Annotated in this window: 17 protein-coding genes; all 17 read left to right on the top strand. The window is 50.0% G+C overall.

Annotated features, from left to right (window positions below; all coding sequences use genetic code 11):
• The first annotated feature begins 37 nt into the window (after nt 1-37).
• The 17 genes from FC47_RS08570 to FC47_RS08655 all read left to right on the top strand — a co-directional run bounded on the left by FC47_RS08570 (nt 38) and on the right by FC47_RS08655 (nt 19,256).
• Nucleotides 38-1,699: a formate--tetrahydrofolate ligase gene (locus tag FC47_RS08570; protein ID WP_056968643.1), complete on the top strand. Its 1,662-nt coding sequence runs from the start codon at nt 38-40 to the stop codon at nt 1,697-1,699.
• Nucleotides 1,700-1,883: 184 nt separating this feature from the next.
• Complete coding sequence (purE, locus tag FC47_RS08575) at nt 1,884-2,348, top strand: 5-(carboxyamino)imidazole ribonucleotide mutase (RefSeq protein WP_033934896.1); 465 nt, start codon at nt 1,884-1,886, stop codon at nt 2,346-2,348.
• Nucleotides 2,332-3,486 carry a 5-(carboxyamino)imidazole ribonucleotide synthase gene (purK, locus tag FC47_RS08580; RefSeq protein WP_056968644.1) on the top strand — a complete coding sequence of 385 codons (1,155 nt, stop codon included), beginning with the start codon at nt 2,332-2,334 and terminating at the stop codon, nt 3,484-3,486. Before purE ends, purK begins: the two co-directional genes overlap by 17 nt.
• A 12-nt stretch (nt 3,487-3,498) precedes the next feature.
• Nucleotides 3,499-4,797 (top strand): adenylosuccinate lyase, encoded by a 1,299-nt coding sequence (gene purB, locus FC47_RS08585; protein WP_033934859.1) that lies wholly within the window; start codon nt 3,499-3,501, stop codon nt 4,795-4,797.
• A 272-nt stretch (nt 4,798-5,069) separates the two neighbouring features.
• Nucleotides 5,070-5,786 carry a phosphoribosylaminoimidazolesuccinocarboxamide synthase gene (gene purC, locus FC47_RS08590; RefSeq protein ID WP_033934858.1) on the top strand — a complete coding sequence of 239 codons (717 nt, stop codon included), beginning with the start codon at nt 5,070-5,072 and terminating at the stop codon, nt 5,784-5,786.
• A 4-nt stretch (nt 5,787-5,790) separates the two neighbouring features.
• A complete protein-coding gene (gene purS, locus FC47_RS08595) occupies nt 5,791-6,039 on the top strand; it encodes a phosphoribosylformylglycinamidine synthase subunit PurS (protein WP_006499343.1) in 249 nt (82 codons plus the stop codon).
• Nucleotides 6,040-6,720, top strand: coding sequence for a phosphoribosylformylglycinamidine synthase subunit PurQ (gene purQ / locus FC47_RS08600; RefSeq protein ID WP_048345595.1), 681 nt, complete (start codon nt 6,040-6,042; stop codon nt 6,718-6,720).
• Between the two features lie 5 nt (nt 6,721-6,725).
• Nucleotides 6,726-8,954: a phosphoribosylformylglycinamidine synthase subunit PurL gene (purL, locus tag FC47_RS08605; protein WP_056968645.1), complete on the top strand. Its 2,229-nt coding sequence runs from the start codon at nt 6,726-6,728 to the stop codon at nt 8,952-8,954.
• The gene (purF, locus tag FC47_RS08610) at nt 8,930-10,399 is read left to right on the top strand and encodes an amidophosphoribosyltransferase (RefSeq protein WP_056968646.1); all 1,470 of its coding nucleotides are present in this window, start codon (nt 8,930-8,932) and stop codon (nt 10,397-10,399) included. Before purL ends, purF begins: the two co-directional genes overlap by 25 nt.
• On the top strand, nt 10,396-11,442 hold the full coding sequence (purM, locus tag FC47_RS08615; RefSeq protein WP_056968647.1) for a phosphoribosylformylglycinamidine cyclo-ligase: 1,047 nt from the start codon (nt 10,396-10,398) through the stop codon (nt 11,440-11,442). The genes purF and purM overlap by 4 nt, the downstream gene beginning before the upstream one ends.
• Before the next feature lie 13 nt (nt 11,443-11,455).
• Complete coding sequence (gene purN / locus FC47_RS08620) at nt 11,456-12,046, top strand: phosphoribosylglycinamide formyltransferase (protein ID WP_056968648.1); 591 nt, start codon at nt 11,456-11,458, stop codon at nt 12,044-12,046.
• Nucleotides 12,043-13,581: a bifunctional phosphoribosylaminoimidazolecarboxamide formyltransferase/IMP cyclohydrolase gene (gene purH / locus FC47_RS08625; protein WP_056968649.1), complete on the top strand. Its 1,539-nt coding sequence runs from the start codon at nt 12,043-12,045 to the stop codon at nt 13,579-13,581. Before purN ends, purH begins: the two co-directional genes overlap by 4 nt.
• A gap of 63 nt (nt 13,582-13,644) precedes the next feature.
• Nucleotides 13,645-14,901, top strand: coding sequence for a phosphoribosylamine--glycine ligase (gene purD, locus FC47_RS08630; RefSeq protein ID WP_056968650.1), 1,257 nt, complete (start codon nt 13,645-13,647; stop codon nt 14,899-14,901).
• A gap of 398 nt (nt 14,902-15,299) precedes the next feature.
• Nucleotides 15,300-16,445 (top strand): ArgE/DapE family deacylase, encoded by a 1,146-nt coding sequence (locus tag FC47_RS08635; protein ID WP_048345588.1) that lies wholly within the window; start codon nt 15,300-15,302, stop codon nt 16,443-16,445.
• A gap of 292 nt (nt 16,446-16,737) precedes the next feature.
• Nucleotides 16,738-17,163 (top strand): phosphate-starvation-inducible PsiE family protein, encoded by a 426-nt coding sequence (locus FC47_RS08645; protein WP_052133603.1) that lies wholly within the window; start codon nt 16,738-16,740, stop codon nt 17,161-17,163.
• A 103-nt stretch (nt 17,164-17,266) separates the two neighbouring features.
• Nucleotides 17,267-17,953: a 2,3-diphosphoglycerate-dependent phosphoglycerate mutase gene (locus FC47_RS08650; RefSeq protein WP_006499355.1), complete on the top strand. Its 687-nt coding sequence runs from the start codon at nt 17,267-17,269 to the stop codon at nt 17,951-17,953.
• Nucleotides 17,954-18,266: 313 nt separating this feature from the next.
• Nucleotides 18,267-19,256, top strand: coding sequence for a hypothetical protein (locus tag FC47_RS08655; RefSeq protein WP_006499357.1), 990 nt, complete (start codon nt 18,267-18,269; stop codon nt 19,254-19,256).
• Nucleotides 19,257-19,691: the final 435 nt, after the last annotated feature.

Consider the following 19,691-nt stretch of genomic DNA (forward strand, 5'->3'; position numbering starts at 1 on the left):
ATAATGTTCGCTTTTACGAAACGGAGGAACCGCAACAATGACTGATCTAGAAATTGCCAACGCTGCCGAAATGGAACCTATTACCAAGATTGCTGAAAAACTGGGCTTAAGTGCCGATGAGATCGAACCATATGGCAAGTACAAGGCCAAAATCGATCTGCCGGTCAAGGAAGCTCCTGACAAAAAGCACAAGCTGATTCTGGTGACTTCAATCAACCCCACCCCGGCTGGTGAGGGTAAGTCAACGGTGTTGGTCGGCTTGGGGGATGCCCTGAACCTGCTGGGCCACCAAACCGTGATTGCGATGCGGGAACCATCCATGGGCCCAGTCTTTGGAATCAAGGGTGGCGCAACTGGCGGTGGCTACAGCCAAGTCGTACCAATGGAAGACATCAACCTGCACTTTACGGGTGACCTGCATGCCTTAACCAGTGCCAACAACACGCTGGCAGCTTTGATCGATAACTACATCATGCGAGACAACGAACTGAACCTGGACCCACGCCGTATTATCTGGAAGCGGGTGGCTGACGTTAACGACCGGGTGCTGCGGCACGTGGTAACCGGTCTGGGCGGCGTAATGCAAGGGGTACCGCGTGAAACCGGCTTTGACATTACGGCGGCTTCCGAACTGATGGCGATCCTTTGTCTGTCTAAGGACCTGGCTGATTTGAAACAGCGGATTTCAAAAATCGTGGTTGGCTACACCTACGACCAAAAGCCAGTTACGGTTGGCGAGCTTGGCTTTAGCGATGCCATTACGATTCTGCTTAAGGATGCCCTAAAGCCAAACCTGGTTCAGACGCTGGCTCACACGCCGGCCATCGTTCATGGGGGCCCATTTGCCAACATTGCTCACGGCTGCAACTCGGTTCTGGCTACCAAGACGGCTTTGCAGCTGGCAGACTACACGGTTACGGAAGCTGGCTTCGGTGCTGATCTGGGGGCCGAGAAGTTCTTGGACATCAAGCGGCCGGTATTGGGCAAGACGCCTGACGCATTGGTAATCGTGGCTACGGTGCGGGCGCTGGAATACAACGGTGGTGCGGCCCTGGCTGACCTGAAAGATGAACAGCTGCCGGCACTGAAGAAGGGGCTGGCCAACCTGAACCGCCACATCAAGAACATGCAGCGCTATGGTCTGCCGGTTGTCGTGGCCATCAACCACTTTACCTTTGATACGGAAGCCGAGATCAAGACCATTGAAGACAACTGCCACGAATTAGGCGTCAACGTGGTTCTGGCTGATGCCTGGGCTAAAGGCGGCGAAGGTACGGTTGATCTGGCTAAGGAAGTCGTTAAACTGGCCGATCAGCCAAGTGAATTCCATGAGCTCTACAGTGTTGAGGGCGACTCAATTGAAGACAAGGTCAACACGATTGCCAAGACCATCTATGGGGCCAAGGACGTTGAATTCTCCAAGAAGGCTCAAAAACAGCTCAAGAAGTTCCATGAAATGGGCTGGGAAAACATGCCGGTCTGCATTGCCAAGACGCAGTACTCATTTACCGATGATCAAACGGAACTGGGTGCGCCAACTGACTTTACGTTCCACATTCGCGAATTCGTTCCTAAGCTGGGCGCGGGCTTTGTCGTAGCACTGTCTGGCAGCGTGATGACGATGCCTGGTCTGGGTAAGAAACCGGCTGCCGTTAACATGCACATTGACGGTGAAGGCAACATTACCGGTTTGTTCTAAGATTACTAAAGAAAAGGGCGCGGCAGGCGCTCTTTTTTGCGTTGGGATTATTATGATAAAGACGAACATTATAATTCCCTTATTTCTTCTAGTTCGTGAAAAATCTTGTTTTTGCCGAAAACTTTTGCTATGCTAGAGACAGTTTTTAGGAGGTGCCATTGTGAGCAGTGAAATCAGCGTGGTCATGGGCAGCAAGTCCGATTGGCCAACAGTTAAGCAAGCATGTGATATTTTGGATCAGTTTGGCGTCAAGTACGATAAGCAGGTTATCTCAGCGCACCGAATGCCAAATGAAATGTTCGATTTTGCCCAGCACGCGGCAGAAAATGGCGTTAAGGTCATTATTGCCTGTGCCGGCGGGGCCGCTCATCTGCCAGGGATGATCGCGGCCAACACGCCTTTGCCGGTGATTGGGATTCCGGGGCAGACCAAGGCTTTGGGCGGCATGGACTCGCTGCTTTCCATCGTGCAGATGCCAGCAGGGATTCCGGTAGCCACGACGGCGATCGGCAATGCCGGGGCCAAGAACGCTGCTTTATTGGCCATTCAGATTTTAGGCATCAATGACCAAACGCTGCAGGACAAGATCGTGGCTTTCCGTAAAGAAATGCATGACAAGGCGGTGGCCAGCAATGCCGAACTTGACTAAGCATCCAGAAGCCTATATTGAGCAGGGCAAAACGATTGGCATTATCGGCGGTGGTCAGCTGGGGCAGATGATGGCTTTTTCTGCCAAAGCAGCTGGGATGAAGGTTATTATTTTGGACCCCACGCCACAGTGTCCAGCCGCTCAGGCAGCCGATGATCAGATCGTAGCGCCCTATGCCGACGTGGCGGCGATCAAGGAACTGGCGCGGCGGGCTGACGTTTTGACCTATGAGTTTGAAAACGTTGATCTGCAGGCCTTAAAAGACGTTGCTGATCAAGTCGCCATTCCTCAGGGAACCAACCTCTTATACACGACCAAGAACCGGATTCGCGAAAAGACCTTTTTGCGCGACGCGGGCCTGCAGACGGCACCATTCGCGGCGGTCAAGAATCGTGCTGATCTGAACGCGGCCGTAGCAAAACTTGGCTATCCATGTGTCTTAAAGACTTGCGAAGGCGGGTATGATGGTCATGGCCAAATGGTTTTAAAGAGTGCGCAAGACCTGAATGACCCGATTACTGAAGAAGTACTGCAGTATGGTGATGACATCTTGGAAGGCTGGGTACCATTTAAGATGGAATGCTCAGTTATGGTAGCGCGCAATACCGATGGCGATATTACCGTCTTTCCAGTCAGTGAAAACATTCATGCTCATGAAATTCTGCATTTGAGCATCGTGCCCGCCCGCATGCCAGTTGAATGGCAGCAGCGCGCTCAGCAGATGGCCGAAAAGATTGCCGAAGCGATTGATCTCAAAGGCATCTTGGGCGTCGAAATGTTTGTCGGTGCAGATGGTCAGCTCTACGTTAACGAACTGGCACCCCGGCCGCACAACTCTGGCCACTACACGATCGAGGCCTGCAACTTCTCGCAGTTCGCGGTTCACAATCGGGCAATCTGCAACTGGCCGCTGCCTAAGATCAAGCTGCTGAGTCCAGTCGTGATGGTTAATGTTTTAGGTCAACACGTGGCCGGCACGCGGCGCTTGATTCATGAATATCCGCAATGGCATTTTCACGATTACGGCAAGGCTGAGAGCCGCCACAACCGCAAGATGGGGCATGTTACCATTTTGACCGATGATATTGAAGCAACGTTAAAGCAAATTAAAGATTCCCATGTTTGGGACGATGAATAGGAGAAAAGATTAATGATTGATCGTTATACCCGTCCAGAAATGAAGAAGCTGTGGAGCGATGAAACCCGCTACCAATGTTGGCTGGCCGTAGAAATCGCGGCTGATGAAGCTTGGAGCAAGCTGGGCAAGATTCCAGCCGAAGACGTTGAAAAAATTAAGCAGAATGCCAAGTTCACCGTTGAAGGCATCCAAGAAATCGAAGCCGTTACGCACCATGACGTGATTGCCTTTACGCGTGACGTTTCCAAGTCGCTGGGTCCCGAACGCAAATGGGTGCACTATGGCCTGACCAGTACTGATGTCGTTGATACGGCGCAAGGCTACCAGCTTAAGCAGGTTAACGAGATTCTGCGTCAAGACATCAAGGACTTCATGGAAATCCTGAAAAAGATGGCCAATGAATACAAGTACACGGTCTGCATGGGTCGGACGCACGGGATTCACGCTGAGCCAACGACTTTTGGCCTCAAGGTTGCCCGCTGGTACTCTGAAATGAAACGCAACTACGAACGCTTCGAACACGCGGCGGCTGGCGTTGAAGCTGGCAAGATCTCTGGGGCCGTGGGAACGTTTGCTGAAGTTGATCCGCGGGTTGAACAATACGTCTGCGAAAAGCTCGGTCTGCGGGCCCAAGAAGTTTCCAGCCAAGTGCTGCCACGGGATCTGCATGCTGAATACATCGCCGCTTTGGCTTTGATCGGGACCAGCCTGGAAGAAATGGCGACTGAGATTCGTTCCTTGCAGCGGACGGAAATCCATGAAGTTGAAGAACACTTTGCCAAGGGTCAAAAAGGTTCTTCAGCAATGCCGCACAAGCGCAACCCGATTGGCTCTGAAAACATCTGTGGCTGCGCGCGGGTATTGCGCGGCCATGTCGTTACGGCCTATGAAAACGTGGCTCTGTGGCATGAACGCGACATTTCTCATTCCAGTGCTGAACGAATGATTCTGCCAGACACGACGGCACTTCTGGACTACATGCTGCACCGGTTTGGCCGGATTCTGGCAAACCTGGACGTCTTCCCTGAAACCATGAAGAAGAACATGGACAAGACGCTGGGCCTGATCTACTCTGGCCGGGTGCTGCTCAAGCTGGTCAAGTCCGGCATGACGCGGGAAAATGCCTACGATCTGATTCAGCCATACACGGCTAAATGCTGGGCCGAACAAGTACCATTCCGGCCACTGCTGGAAGCTGACCCAACCATTCAAAAGCAGCTGACCAAAGAAGATCTGGATGATGCCTTTGACTACCACTGGCACCTGCGTCATGTTGACGACATCTTCAAGCGGGTTGGCTTAGACGATTAATTATCATTAAACCAAAGCATCGATTGAAATGATCGGTGCTTTTTTGTTTGACTTGGAATCGATTAAAACACGAACTATAAAATTAAAAACCTACTTTAGTTAAACGTTAAACTTAGAAAAACCATTATTTTATGATTAAAAACTGAAAAAGGTTCGGTTGTACGCTTGACGATTTTTAAAAATATGCGTACGATAATAGCAGGATTTAACGAACAATTTTCCGTTAACCAATTCATCAATTCGTTTTTAGCCTATAAGGAGGGCAATCAAAAATGGAAAAGCTGTTATATACCGGCAAAGCAAAGCAAATGTGGCAAACCGAAGATCCTGACGTTTTACGGGTTGTTTACCTGGATCAGGCAACGATGCTTAACGGTAAGCGTAAGGACCACTTTGACGGAAAGGGTGAAGCAGCCAACGATATTTCAACGCTGGTCTTTGAATACCTGATTGATAACGGCATTCCAACTCACTTCATCAAGCGCCTTTCTGAAAAGGAAGAATTGGTTAAGAAGTGCCACATGTTCCCGCTGGAATTCGTTACGCGCAACGTCTGCGCCGGCCACTTCGCCTCCCGCTTCGGCTTAGAGGATGGCATGGAGCTGGACGAACCGGTTGAAGAAACCTTCTACAAGAGCGATGCCTTGGACGACCCATTCGCCAATGAATCCGACGCGGTTGCCATTAAGGCCTGCACGCATGAAGAATATCAGCAATGCTGGGAACTGGCCCGTCGCTGCAACAAGCTTTTGACGCCATTGTTTAAGAAGGCTGGCATGAAGCTGGTTGACTTCAAGCTGGAATTCGGCAAGCTTTCGGATGGCTCACTGGTGCTGGCTGACGAATTCTCGCCTGACAACTGCCGTCTGTGGGACATCAAGACCAACGCCCACATGGACAAGGACGTCTTCCGCAAGAACCTGGCTGACCTGACCACGACCTATGATGAAGTTTACGCACGCCTGCAAGAAGCCGTTAAGGAGGACTAATCAAATGACTACCGTTCGTATTTACGTTACCTACAAGCAATCTGTTTTTGACCCCCAAGCCGAATCCGTTTTAAATGCCATCCACCAGTTGGGGCATGAAGAAGTCAAGGATCTGACGGTTGGCAAGTTCTTTGATCTGCAGGTTGAAGGCGATCAGGCAGCCGTTGAAAACACGGTTAAGGAAGTAGCGGAATCGCTGCTGGTCAACTTCAACATTGAAACGTACAAGTTTGAAGTGCTGGAGGCGAAATAAATGAAGATTGCGGTCATTCAATTCCCAGGCTCGAACTGTGACATCGACCTGTACTCGGCGCTGCATGATGTCTGCAATGCCGACGTCGAATACGTTTCACACAAGGCCACGAGTCTGGATGGCTTTGATGCGGTCATGCTGCCAGGGGGCTTTTCCTATGGCGACTATCTGCGGGCCGGCGCGATTGCTCGGTTCGCCAACGTTATGCCGGCCGTCATCAAGCTCGCTAATGAAGGCAAGCCGGTTTTTGGTACCTGCAATGGCTTCCAGATTTTAACGGAAGCGGGCCTTTTGCCAGGTGCTCTGAAGAAAAACGACAGCCAAAAGTTCGTCTGTGAAACGGTGCCTTTGGAAGTCGTTAACAACAACACGCTTTTTACCACGCAGTACCAGGCTCACGAACGCATTGCTCTGCCAATTGCACACGGTGAAGGCAGCTACTACGCGGATGAAAAAACCTTGGACGAGCTGGAAGCCAATCATCAAGTCGTGTTCCGCTACGCAAGTGAAAATCCCAACGGCTCTTTGCGCAACATTGCAGGGATCGTCAACAAGCGCGGCAACGTATTGGGCATGATGCCCCACCCAGAGCGCGCCGTGGAAGCACTCTTGGGTTCGACGGACGGTTTGCGGCTGTTCAAGTCTTTATTGGAAAACGGCACAGTTAAGACGGAGGCATAATTAGAATGAAGCAAGCAATGACCCCTGAAGAAATTAAGGAAAAGAAGCCATATCTCGACTGGAGTCTGTCTGAAAAAGAATATGACTACATCAGCGAAAAGCTGCTGCACCGTTTGCCAAACTACACGGAAACGGGCCTTTACTCGGCAATGTGGTCCGAGCACTGTTCTTACAAAAAGTCCAAGCCAGTGCTGCGTCTGTTCCCCAACAAAAATGATCGCGTTTTGCAAGGGCCTGGTGAAGGTGCTGGTGTCGTTGACATTGATGACGGTCAGGCAGTCGTTTTCAAGGCCGAAAGTCACAACCACCCATCAACGGTTGAGCCATACCAAGGCGCTGCTACTGGTGTCGGCGGAATTTTACGCGACATCTTCAGTATGGGCGCGCGTCCAATCGCTTCTTTAGACTCGCTGCACTTTGGCGAATTAAGCGATGCCGAGACACGGATGAAGGTTGATGGCGTCGTCCGCGGGATTGGCGATTACGGCAACTGCATGGGCATTCCAACCGTTGCGGGTGAAACGACCTTTGATCCTTGCTACAAGGGTAATCTGTTGGTCAACGCCATGAGCGTAGGGCTGATGGACCAAAAGAACCAGCAGGAAGGGAATGCCTCTGGGGTTGGCAATGCCGTGATGTACGTTGGGGCCAAGACTGGTCGTGACGGGATTCACGGGGCAACGTTTGCCTCGGCTGACTTTGGCTCTGGCAACGAGTCACAGCACTCGGCCGTTCAAGTCGGTGACCCATTCATGGAAAAGCTGCTGATGGAAGCCTGCCTGGAACTAATTCAAGACCATGCTGAATGGCTGGTCGGGATCCAAGACATGGGTGCAGCCGGGATTGTTTCTTCCAGTGCCGAAATGGCTTCTGAAGGTAACTCAGGGATGGACTTGGATCTTGATTTGGTACCGCAGCGCGAACCAGGCATGTCAGCTTATGAGATCATGCTGAGCGAGTCTCAGGAACGGATGCTTTTGTGTGTTAAGAAGGGCCATGAAGAAGACGTTAAAAAGATCTTTGACTACTATGATCTGGAAGTCGTAACGATTGGCCGAATCACGGAAGGTCATCAATACGTGCTGCATCATGATGGGCAAGTTGTCTGCGATATTCCGGTTTCTACTTTGACGGACGACGTTTTGGAAGTTGAATCAGAAGAAAAGAAGCCACAACGTCTGATTGATGCCGAAAAAGAAGCCAACTGGGTCCCTGAAATCGATGATGTCGCAGTAGTTTACCAAGAATTGCTCACGCAGCCAACGATTGCCGACAAGTCTTGGATCACGCGTCAATATGACTCGCAAGTGCGGACTTCAACGGTGGTTGGCCCAGGTTCTGATGCTGGGGTTATTCGGGTACGCGGAACCAAAAAGGCACTTTCGATGACGACGGATGGCAACGGTCGCCTGGTCTACTTAAACCCATACGTCGGCGGTAAGATTGCATTGGTTGAAGCAGCTTCCAACATCATTGCTTCTGGCGCTTTGCCATTAGCCATTACGGACTGCCTGAACTATGGTGACCCAACCGATCCTGAAATCTTCTGGGAACTGCATCATTCAATCGAAGGGATGGCTGAAGCTTGCCGCGTCTTTGATACGCCAGTCATTTCCGGTAACGTATCGCTTTACAATGAAAACAACGGCTCGGCCATTTACCCAACGCCAATGGTCGGTATGGTCGGTTTGATTAAGGATGCTAAGTACGTCATCCCATCCCGTGTGCAACATGCTGGCGACAAGTTGTACCTGGTCGGCAAGACTGGCGATGACTATGCCGGTTCCGAACTGCAGAAGATGATGACGGGTGATATTGCCGGCACGCTGGCTGACTTTGATCTGGAGCACGTCCATGACTACCTGAGTCGCCTGCTACAAGCTGAACAAAGCGGTCTGGTAGCCAGCGCTCATGACTTGAGTGAGGGTGGTCTGGCCGTAGCTGCTGCTGAAACGGTCTTTAAGACGGAGCTGGGCTTAAATGCTGATTTCCGTGCTCTGGATAAGAAGCAGTTCTTCAGTGAAACGCCGGGCCGGATGCTGGTCAGTGTGGCACCAGAAAATGTGGCGGCCTTTGAAGAAATCATGCAAGACGATGCAATGCCAGCTGGTGAGGTCGTAGCAACGCAATGGCTGGAAGTCCATCTGGCTAATGCTGAGCTCAACTTGCCAGTAACTCAAATGCAAAAACTTTGGGAGGAAGCTTTGCCATGCGCAATGAAATCAAAGGACTAAATGAAGAGTGTGGGGTTTTTGGCGTATTTGGCGTGCCAGAAGCCAACCGAGTCACCTACTTCGGTCTGCACAACCTGCAGCACCGTGGACAAGAAGGGGCCGGGATCGTCACGACTGACGGCGAGCACCTTTATCAGCACCGGGATCGTGGCCTGCTTTCGGAAGTCTTTGCCGATCCAAGCGATATGGAGCGCCTGGTCGGGGATGCCGCGATTGGTCACGTTCGCTACGGTACCAGTGGCCACAACTCGATCAACAACGTGCAACCATTTTTGTTCCATTTTCATGATGGCGACATTGCGATGGCGCACAATGGCCAGCTGACCAATGCCGTCACGCTGCGTCGCAAACTGGAAGACAACGGCGCCGTTTTTCAATCGGATTCAGATACCGAGATCTTGATTCATTTGATTCGGCAAAACATTCACATGGGCTTTATGCCGGCCTTAAAAAAGACACTGAATATGGTTAAGGGGGGCTTTGCCTTCTTGTTCCTGCAAAAGGATCGCCTGATTGCAGCTTTGGATCCCAATGGCATTCGACCGCTTTGCTTAGGGCAGATGCCAAATGGAGCCTATGTCGTGACCAGTGAGAGCTGTGCCTTGGATATCGTGGGCGCTAAGCTGATTCGTGATGTCCAGCCAGGTGAGCTGCTGGTGATCGACAAGGATGGTCTGCATGAAGATCGTTATACTGATGACACCAAGCTGGCCATCTGTTCAATGGAATACATCTACTTTGCCCGTCCTGATTCCATTATTCATGGTGTAACAGTGCATAGTGCCCGCAAGCAGATGGGGCGGCTGCTGGCCAAGGAACAGCCAGCCCCTGATGCCGACATGGTCATTGGGGTGCCAAACTCTTCGCTTTCCGCGGCGTCTGGTTATGCGGAAGCAGCTGGTCTGCCTTATGAAATGGGGCTGATCAAGAACCAATACGTTGCTCGGACTTTTATCCAGCCCACGCAGGCATTGCGGGAACAAGGCGTTAAGATGAAGCTTTCGGCCGTACGCGGGGTCGTTGCCGGCAAGAACGTGGTCGTAGTCGATGATTCGATCGTGCGGGGAACGACTTCCAAGCAGATCGTGCGGATGCTGAAAGAAGCCGGCGCCAAGTCGGTTCATATGCGGATCGCCTCACCGCCATTCCGTTTCCCATGTTTTTATGGAATCGATGTCTCCAACCGGGCTGAACTGATGGCGGCTCATTATTCCGTCCCCGAGATGTGTAAGTTGATGGAAGCCGATTCATTAGGATTCTTGAGCGTTGACGGCGTCGTTAAGGCGATTAACGTTCCAGACGCTGGTGAGGCACCATATGGCGGTCTGACGGTGGCCTACTTTAATGGCGACTATCCAACGCCGCTGTATGATTTTGAAGAGGGTTACCTTAAGTCATTAAACGAACAAGAAAAGCGCGCGCGAAAGGAACGACTGTCCAAATGAAGCGGAAACGTTATGAAGAAGCCGGCGTTAATGTCAATGCCGGCTATGAAATGGTAAAAAAAATCAAGGATGCCGTTGCTTCAACCGATCGTCCCGGCGTTGTCGGCGGGATCGGCAGCTTCGGCGGGATGTTTGATCTGACCGCGGTTGCCGGCTTGACGCATCCAATTCTGGTTTCAGGCACGGATGGCGTTGGTACCAAGCTTTTGATCGCCCAAAAGCTGAATCGTCATGACACGATCGGCATCGACTGCGTGGCCATGTGCATCAACGATATTTTGGCTCAGGGCGCGGAACCGCTGTTTTTCCTGGACTATATCGCAACGGGCCACAACACACCAGATAAGATGGCTCAGATCGTTTCTGGCGTGGCAGAAGGCTGTCGGCAAGCGGGCGCAGCTCTGGTTGGCGGAGAAACCGCCGAGATGCCTGATATGTACAGTCAAGATGAGTACGATCTGGCCGGCTATGCGACCGGCGTTGTTGATCAAGACAAGATGCTGACGACGGCCTTGCCAAAAGCTGGCGATGTTTTGATTGGTCTGGCCTCATCAGGGATTCACTCTAATGGCTATTCGCTGGTGCGCCAAGTGCTGTTTAAGGATCATGACGTTAAGCTCAGTGATCAGCCGGCCGAACTGAATGGCCAAACGGTTGGTGAGGCACTGTTGACGCCTACGCGTATCTATGTCAAACCGGTGTTGCCATTGATCAAAAAGGGCTTGATTCACGGGGTCAGCCACATTACCGGTGGCGGTCTGCCGGAAAATTTGCCGCGGATGTTTGCTGATTCGCTGCAGGCCGTGGTTGATTCCAGTGCCTGGCCTAAGCTGCCGATCTTTAGCTATCTGCAAAAGATGGGCGATTTGGATGCAGATGATCTGTACGGCACGTTTAATATGGGGCTGGGGATGATTTTAGCCGTGGCGCCAGAAAACACTGCTGCCGTTCAAGATGCTTTAAAGCAGGCTGGCGAAGACTCATGGCAGATTGGTCAACTGCAGGCTCGACCAGCTGATGAAGAAAAACTGATTATTAAATAAAAGAGGCAAGAACATGAACGTGGCAATTTTTGCCTCGGGGAACGGGACCAATTTTGAAGTGCTGACTGAGCATTTTCAAAATGGCGATATTCCTGGCAAAGAGGCTTTACTTTTTTGCGACCACCCCGATGCTTATGTAATTAAACGTGCTCAAAGACTGGGCGTTCCATATGAAACTTTTACCGTGAAGTCTTGCGGATCCAAGCAGGCCTACGAAGAAAAGATTATGACGGTGTTGGAAAAATACGACATTGACTTTATCGTGCTGGCTGGTTATCTGCGGATTATCGGGCCAACGATTCTGGATAAGTATGAAGGCAACATCGTCAACCTGCATCCTGCTTGGCTGCCGGAATATCCAGGACTGCATTCGATTGAGCGGGCCTTTGCCGATCATCGCAAAGAAACCGGCGTTACGGTTCACTACATTGATTCAAATCTGGATGCGGGGACGATTATTGCCCAGCGGCACGTGCCAATCTATCCTGATGACACGGTCGACACGTTGGAAACGCGGGTTCATGAAACTGAACACGAATTATATCCAGAAACCGTTAAGAAGATTTTGACTGAACGAATTGCAAAGGAGAAAAACAACCAATGAAACGTGCATTAGTTAGCGTATCTGATAAGACCAACCTGGTGCCTTTCGTTAAGGGCTTGAGTGAAAATGGTTTTGAAATCGTTTCGACTGGTGGGACCAAGAAGACCTTGGATGAAGCTGGTATCAAGACTATCAGTATTGAAGAAGTAACTCACTTTCCAGAGATTCTGGATGGTCGGGTCAAGACACTGAATCCGTATGTTCACGGTGGGCTGCTGGCGCGTCGTGACGTTGCTGAGCACATGGACACCCTGGATAAATTAAACATCACGCCAATTGATCTGGTCTGTGTCAACCTGTACCCATTCAAGGAAACCATCGAAAAACCAGACGTTACGCTGGCCGATGCCATTGAAAACATTGATATTGGTGGTCCTTCCATGGTTCGTTCAGCAGCCAAGAACTATCGTGACGTGACGATCGTAACCGACATCAACGATTACGAAACGGTTCTTAACGAAATCAAGGCACACGGCAACACGACGCTGGAAACGCGGACGATGCTGGGGGCCAAGGCATTCCGGACTACGGCTGCCTACGATGCGTTGATCTCACAGTACCTGACGAAGCGCCTGGATTTGGAAGACCCAGAAAAGCTTACGCTGACCTACGATTTGAAGGATACGATGCGCTACGGCGAAAACAGTCATCAAAAGGCTTGGCTGTACGAGGATCCAATTCCTAAGAAGTTCTCGATCCTGGAAGCCGAACAGCTCCACGGCAAGAAGCTTTCCTACAACAACATCAAGGACGCTGATGAGGCATTGCGCAGCGTGCGCGAGTTTGATGAACCAACCGTTGTTGCTATGAAGCACATGAACCCTTGTGGTATTGGCCGCGGTGAAACCCTGGAACAGGCTTGGGATCGTGCTTATGAAGCTGACCCAGTTTCTATTTTCGGTGGGGTGATTGCCTTGAATCGGCCGGTTGATCTGGCAACGGCAGAAAAAATGCACAAGATCTTCTTGGAAATCATCATTGCCCCAGGCTTTGACGACGATGCCTATGCCGTTTTGGCCAAGAAGAAGAATATTCGCCTGCTCAAGGTTGACTTCTCAGCCAAAGACGAGCCAACGCGTCATGAAGTCGTTTCTGTCATGGGCGGGGTGCTGATGCAGGAACAGGATACGCTTAAAGAAGACTGGCACGACTGGGAATGCGTTACGGACGTCAAGCCAACTGAAGAACAGCTTAAAACGATGATGTTTGCTTGGAAGGCCGTTAAGCACACCAAGTCCAATGCCATCGTGGTTGCCAACAATGAACGGACGCTGGGCGTAGGTTCTGGTCAGCCAAACCGAATCGACTCACTGAAGATTGCGGTTAAGCATGCTGGTGATGCCATTGATGGTCGAACGGTAATGGCATCTGATGCCTTCTTCCCATTCAATGACTGTGTCAAGTTTGCCGGTGAACACGAGATTAAGGCCATTGTTCAACCAGGCGGCTCGGTACGGGATCAAGAATCGATCGACATGGCCAATGAAATGGGCATTGCCATGGTAATGACGGGTGTTCGTCACTTCCGCCACTAATTGCATTTGCAGGTCCGCGGATTGATTTTCGCGGACTTTTTTGGGTAAAGAGGTTTTACAAATATGGAAAAGATGAAATTACTGGTAATTGGTGCTGGTGGTCGGGAATTTGCCATTGCCAAAAAGCTCAACGAAAGTCCCCATGTCGATACGGTTTATTGTGCACCAGGCAATATCGGCATGGTAACGGCGGGAATCGTGCCTTTAAACATTGAAGAAGACGATTTTGAGGCGCTGATTCAGTTTGCCAAGGATCAAGCCATTGCCTGGACGTTTGTTGGCCCTGAGGATGCTTTATGTGCGGGAATCGTGGATGCATTCCAAAAAGCCGGGCTGAAGATTTTTGGCCCCAATCAAGAAGCGGCTCAGTTGGAAGGCTCTAAGGACTACGCGCTGAACTTTATGAACAAGTACCACGTGCCAACTGCCAAGCACGAGACGTTTACGGACCTGAAGTCGGCATTGGCGGGGCTAAACGACTTTGTTCGGCCGGTAGTCATCAAAGCCAATGGCCTGCAAGGCGGCAAGGGAGTCGTGATCGCTCAGACAACGCCAGAAGCTGAGGACACGATTACGGAAATGTTTGAGTTAGGGGAAGAAAAGCTGGTCTTGGAAGAATGTCTGGTCGGACCAGAATACTCAATGTTTGTCGTGGTACAGGATGATCAGTACCGGATTTTGCCGATGGCGCAGGATCATAAACGGGCGTACGATGGCGATAAAGGTCCTAACACGGGTGGCATGGGTGCCTACAGTCCACTGCCACAGCTTAGCGATGCCGAACGTCAGCGCATGATTGATGATGTCGTTGAACCAACCGTCAATGGGCTGCACCAGGCAGGCTACAACTACCATGGCATTATCTACATTGGCCTGATGCTGACGGCGGATGGCCCTAAAGTCATTGAATATAACGTGCGGCTGGGTGATCCGGAAACGCAGGTTGTCTTGCCACGGCTGAAAACGGACCTGGTCGAACTGATCGATGCCAATGTTAATGATCAACAAATGCCGGTAATTGAGGAACGCGATATGGCCGTGTTGGGTGTAATTCTGGCATCCAAGGGCTATCCTAAAAAGCCGGTTCATGGTCAGGCGCTTGGTTCGTTCCCAGCAGCTAAAGACATTGCCATTGACTATGCCAACGTTAAGGGACATCTTGATGAGCTGCATGGTGACGGCGGCCGGCTTTTGATGGTGATTGGCGAGGATGCCGATCTGCAAAAGGCCCAAGACAAGGTTTATGACTATCTGGCCAAACTAGATGAGCCGGAATGCTTCTACCGTCATGACATTGGCGACAAAGCCTTGAAAGATTAATTAAAATAGCGAAAACGGTCGGCGACTCAGTCTGAGCTGCCGGCCGTTTTGATTTGACTATTGGCCTGTTGACGAGGCACTGAGGATCGCGAGCAGTTGATGGCCGATGATTCGATCGCTGCTGCTCGATTATTTGCTTTGAAAAGGTCAATGCATGCTTAGGAGAAAACGGATAGCTGATTGCTGGATGGTCTTCGTTTGACGCATTTTATCAAGATAGTTGCCAAGTCAGGATGCTTGTTTGATTATTGCTAGCCGGAAATCCCGTGACTTTAGTCGATGGTGGCTGACCGGTTTGTGATTGGCCGAGGGACTGCCTGATCATTGGCGTTTTTGGCTTTTTATGTTAAAATTAAAAATAGATTAAAATAAAATGAGAGTAAAAGGACGTGGAAAAAATGGAAGACAGCGTCAAGCTCAACATTTTGCAGGAACTGATCCAAATCAATACGGTCAATGGTCATGAGCAGCCGGCTGCTGAATATCTCAAACAGGTATTGAGCGATCATGGCATTGAATCTGATCTGATTGCCCTGGCGGCTGGCCGTACGAATCTGGTTGCCGAGGTAGGCGAACATGATGGCCCGGTGCTGGCTTTGGCGGGACATCTTGATACCGTAGACGTTGGCGATTCAAACAAATGGCAGCATAATCCGTTCTGCGGTCAGGTAATTGATGATGCTATCTATGGCCGTGGCAGCGTCGATATGAAAGGCGGCCTGGCAGCAATGGTCAACACCTTGATTGAGCTGAAAGAAGCCGGTCTGCCCAAACATGGCAAGGTCCGCCTGCTGGCAACGGTTGATGAGGAAATTGGCGGTCTGGGCTCGCTTGAACTGACGCGGCAAGGACTGGTCCGCGATGTTGATGCCATGATTGTGGGTGAGGCGACGACCAACCGCTTGGAATACGCACACAGCGGCTCGTTTGACTACCGTGTGAAATCATATGGCCACCTGGCGCACAGTTCCGATCCCAGTCTGGGTATTAATGCCGTGGCCAATCTGGCGCGCTTTTTTGAATATGAGCGGCACGCGTTTGATGACGTGAAGGCAAGTCCCAGCCTGGGTAGCCTGATCCACAGCGTTACAGTCTTTCACGGCGGTCGCCAGCTCAACTCGATTCCTGACTACGCTTATCTGGAAGGCAACGTGCGGACGATTCCGGAATTTGACAATACGGCGGTACAGAATCGGCTCCAGACGCTGGTGGATCGTTTGAACGCGGAGATGGATGGTCAGTTTGAATTAGAGGTCGTAGCCAGTTTTATGCCAATGGCGACTGATCCGGCTGATCCATTCGTTTCCCTGGTGCAGCAGTCATATCAAACCGTTGCCGGGCAATCGCTGCCGCTTGCCGTTTCGCACGGTGCCACGGATGCCTCGCGCTACATATTGGATGATCACCGTTTTCCAATCGTTGAATGGGGACCGGGCCGAGAAGAAATGTCGCATCAGATTGACGAAAGTCTGTCAGTTGCGGAGTATCTGCAGGCAGATCAGGTCTACCTGCAGATTGCCAAGGATTTTTTTGGTGATGACTAAAAAAACAAGTGGGCAATCAAGACTGCAGGCTGCCATTAGCCAGGTTGGCTGGGTTTGCGGCGATCTTAAGCCGGTTTTAAAATCATGTCGAATTAAAAGAATGCCAAAAGCGCAGCTGCGGATCGATGTTTTACAGAGTATCGGCATCTTACGGAATCGGCAACGCATTAGCCAGCAATGCCGTCTTCAATTTCAGCTGCCCGGAGTCAATCGGTGAAAACCGTAAAAAACTGCCACAGCCGTTGAAATTTTGATACGATAAGGTCAACAAAATGAAAATGGAGCGGTGACAATGGAAAAATTCGATCGTTTGGCAAAGCGCGTTGGCAATTTTTTAGAATGCTTTGCCGAAATCTCAATGGCTGTCTTTGGGCTGTGTCTGATTGGCTTTGTTTTTGTCGAACTGTGGCAGCTGGTTAAACTATCGCCGCTTTTTGCCGGACACCTAACCTCATTTGACCCAGTATTGGAAAAGATCATTACCTTCTTTCTGCTGTTTGAGTTTTTGGCGATGGCAGCCGCGGCGATGCAGAATCATGGTCATCTGGCAGCTGATTTTTTGATCAGTCTGGGAATCACGGCGTTGTTGAGAGGACTGATTGCCGAGCATGGCACGCCAACGCAAAACATGCTGACCAGCTTGGCGATTCTGGCCTTGATTGTTGGCGAGATCTTGATGCATTGGCAAAACAATCGCGAACATCATGACAATAAATGAGTGCTTTCTATTGGCACGAGCGAAAATCTGATTTAAAATATAGCTTGAATTGTTGTGTATTTTATATACGGCTCACTAAAAGAAGAAAGAGGTCAAACGAACAATGGCTAAATTAGTACTGATTCGTCACGGTAAGAGTGAATGGAACAAGTCCAACCAATTTACTGGCTGGGTAGACGTTGACTTGGCTCCAGAAGGTGTTGAACAAGCAAAGGCTGCCGGTAAGGCACTGAAGGAACACGGTCTGGAATTTGACTACGCCTACACTTCTGTTCTGAAGCGTGCGATCAAGACGCTGCACTACGCACTGGAAGAATGTGACCAGCTTTGGATTCCTGAATTCAAGACTTGGCGTCTGAACGAACGTCACTACGGCGCTTTGCAAGGCAAGAACAAGCAAAAGGCTGCTGAAAAGTACGGTGACGAACAAGTGCACATTTGGCGTCGTTCCTACGACGTGCTGCCTCCACTGCTGAGTGCCGATGACGAAGGCTCTGCAGCTAAGGACCGTCGCTACGCCAACCTGGACCCACGCGCCATTCCTGGTGGTGAAAACCTGAAAGTTACGCTGGAACGGGTTATCCCATTGTGGCAAGACGAAATCGCACCAAAGCTGTTGGACAACAAGAACGTTATCATTGCTGCCCACGGTAACTCGCTGCGTGCCCTTTCCAAGTACATCGAAAACATTTCTGACGAAGACATCATGAACCTGGAAATGGCTACTGGCCAACCAGTTGTTTACGACTTCGATGAAAAGCTGAACGTTTTGAGCAAGGAAAAGTACTAATAATTTCTAATTTCTTAAACGTTCTTTAAAGACTCGCGAATCGCTCGCGGGTCTTTTTTTACTTTACAGATCAGTAGGTAAGCGGGGCGGTTGTGCTTGACATCGGCAATCGCGCTTGATTTGCACGTTTTGGTTCAGTAATGGTGATCAGCTGTCGGCTTCGTAAAAAACTTGTTATTTAAGGAATGAATTCGTGATTTTGTGAAGACTTTGTAAAGCATAGGCGGTGACAGTGGTACAATTTTCAAGATGTGTTAAGATACACGAAGAACATTTTTAAACATAATTAAGTAAAAAGAGGAGAATTGAATTAATGAAACGCAATCACTTGCCTCTCAAAGAATTCATCAACCAATTAAAGAGTACGCTGAAGGGCAAATATAACGCCGCGGTTTGGCCGATTGCCGGCATTACGCTGCTTTACCTGGCATTGACGGCTCTTTTGGCACTGCTGTTCACTCGCAGCGCCATGATGCTGGGGTATGCCACGATGCTGATTATGTACGGCATGATCAGTCAAGTGCTGCTTGCAGTGGTTGAGGCATTAGGTATCTTGATTTTGTGGTTCTTGGTAACGTTTGGCATGTACTTTGTCAACATGAGCATCCTTTACAGCTACCAGGATCAAATCAAGAACCCTAATCTAAAAGTCAGTGCGACGACGATCTGGAAGCACTTTAAGCATCTGAACAAAAACCAGCTGCTGCGGCTGACGCTTTACAGCAGTCTGTTTATTTTCTTGTGGACGCTGCCGTTGGATATCGTGGCAGCCTTGGTAGCTAAGAACCAGGCGCTGGTGATCGCAGTGCGGATCGCCAACTTCTTGATTACGTTCTGGAAGACTTTGGAATACTCGCAGGCACCATTGCTGTACCGCGACCAGCAGCCAGCCTTTTTGGGACAGTCAATGCGCCATGCTTTGACGGCTAGTCGTCGCTTTATGGGTGGTAAGAAGCTTTCATTCTTCACGGTTGAATTGGTAGTCAGCTTCCTGCCGATGTTGGTATGGGGTGCGATCTTTGGTGGATTGGCCTACTACGGCAATTACACGGCAACCTACTTTGTTATGTATGCCGGCTTGATCATCATGCTGCTGGGCTTTTGCGCCTATGCTCCAGTTGTCTACCTGGCAACGGCTCAATTTTATGAACAAAGCAAGCCGCAATCGCCAATTTCGGTTGAGGATGCTTTCGTTAAGACCTTCAAGCCAGTTGAGGTATTGACTGGCGAGGCTTATGACGATGCTGCTGATGAGCCAGTAGCAGTTGACGATCGTGAGCCGATTGTCGAAAATCAAAAATAATCTTAAGCGTGTCATCAATCATGATGGCGCGTTTTTTATTTGCTAAGAATTTAATTTTAGGTGATTTGATAGGAAATGAAGCAGCTGATTTAAAAACACAGGTTTGTGATTATGAAATCTAACGATGGTTAAAAATGGATAACGATTACAATTTTCGGTAATCATACAACGTTTTGCCGGGAGGGTAACAAAGCCGTTCTGCTTTATTGATTTTTTTGAAAAAGTTTGAATTTGTCGTTGACATTTGATTGTAACCTCGGTATATTAGATAACGTTGTCGCGGCGATGAGCTGTTGATCACTTGAGATTGACGACTTTTCGTCTAACCATCAAGAAAAGTTATTCAAAAAAGTTCTTGACAGGTAGTTGACAATTTGTTAAACTGATTAAGTTGCTTGCTTGAAACAAGCGGGCAACGGTAGACCTTTGAAAACT

The sequence above is a fragment of the Limosilactobacillus mucosae DSM 13345 genome (assembly GCF_001436025.1).
Classification (GTDB): Bacteria; Bacillota; Bacilli; order Lactobacillales; family Lactobacillaceae; genus Limosilactobacillus; species Limosilactobacillus mucosae.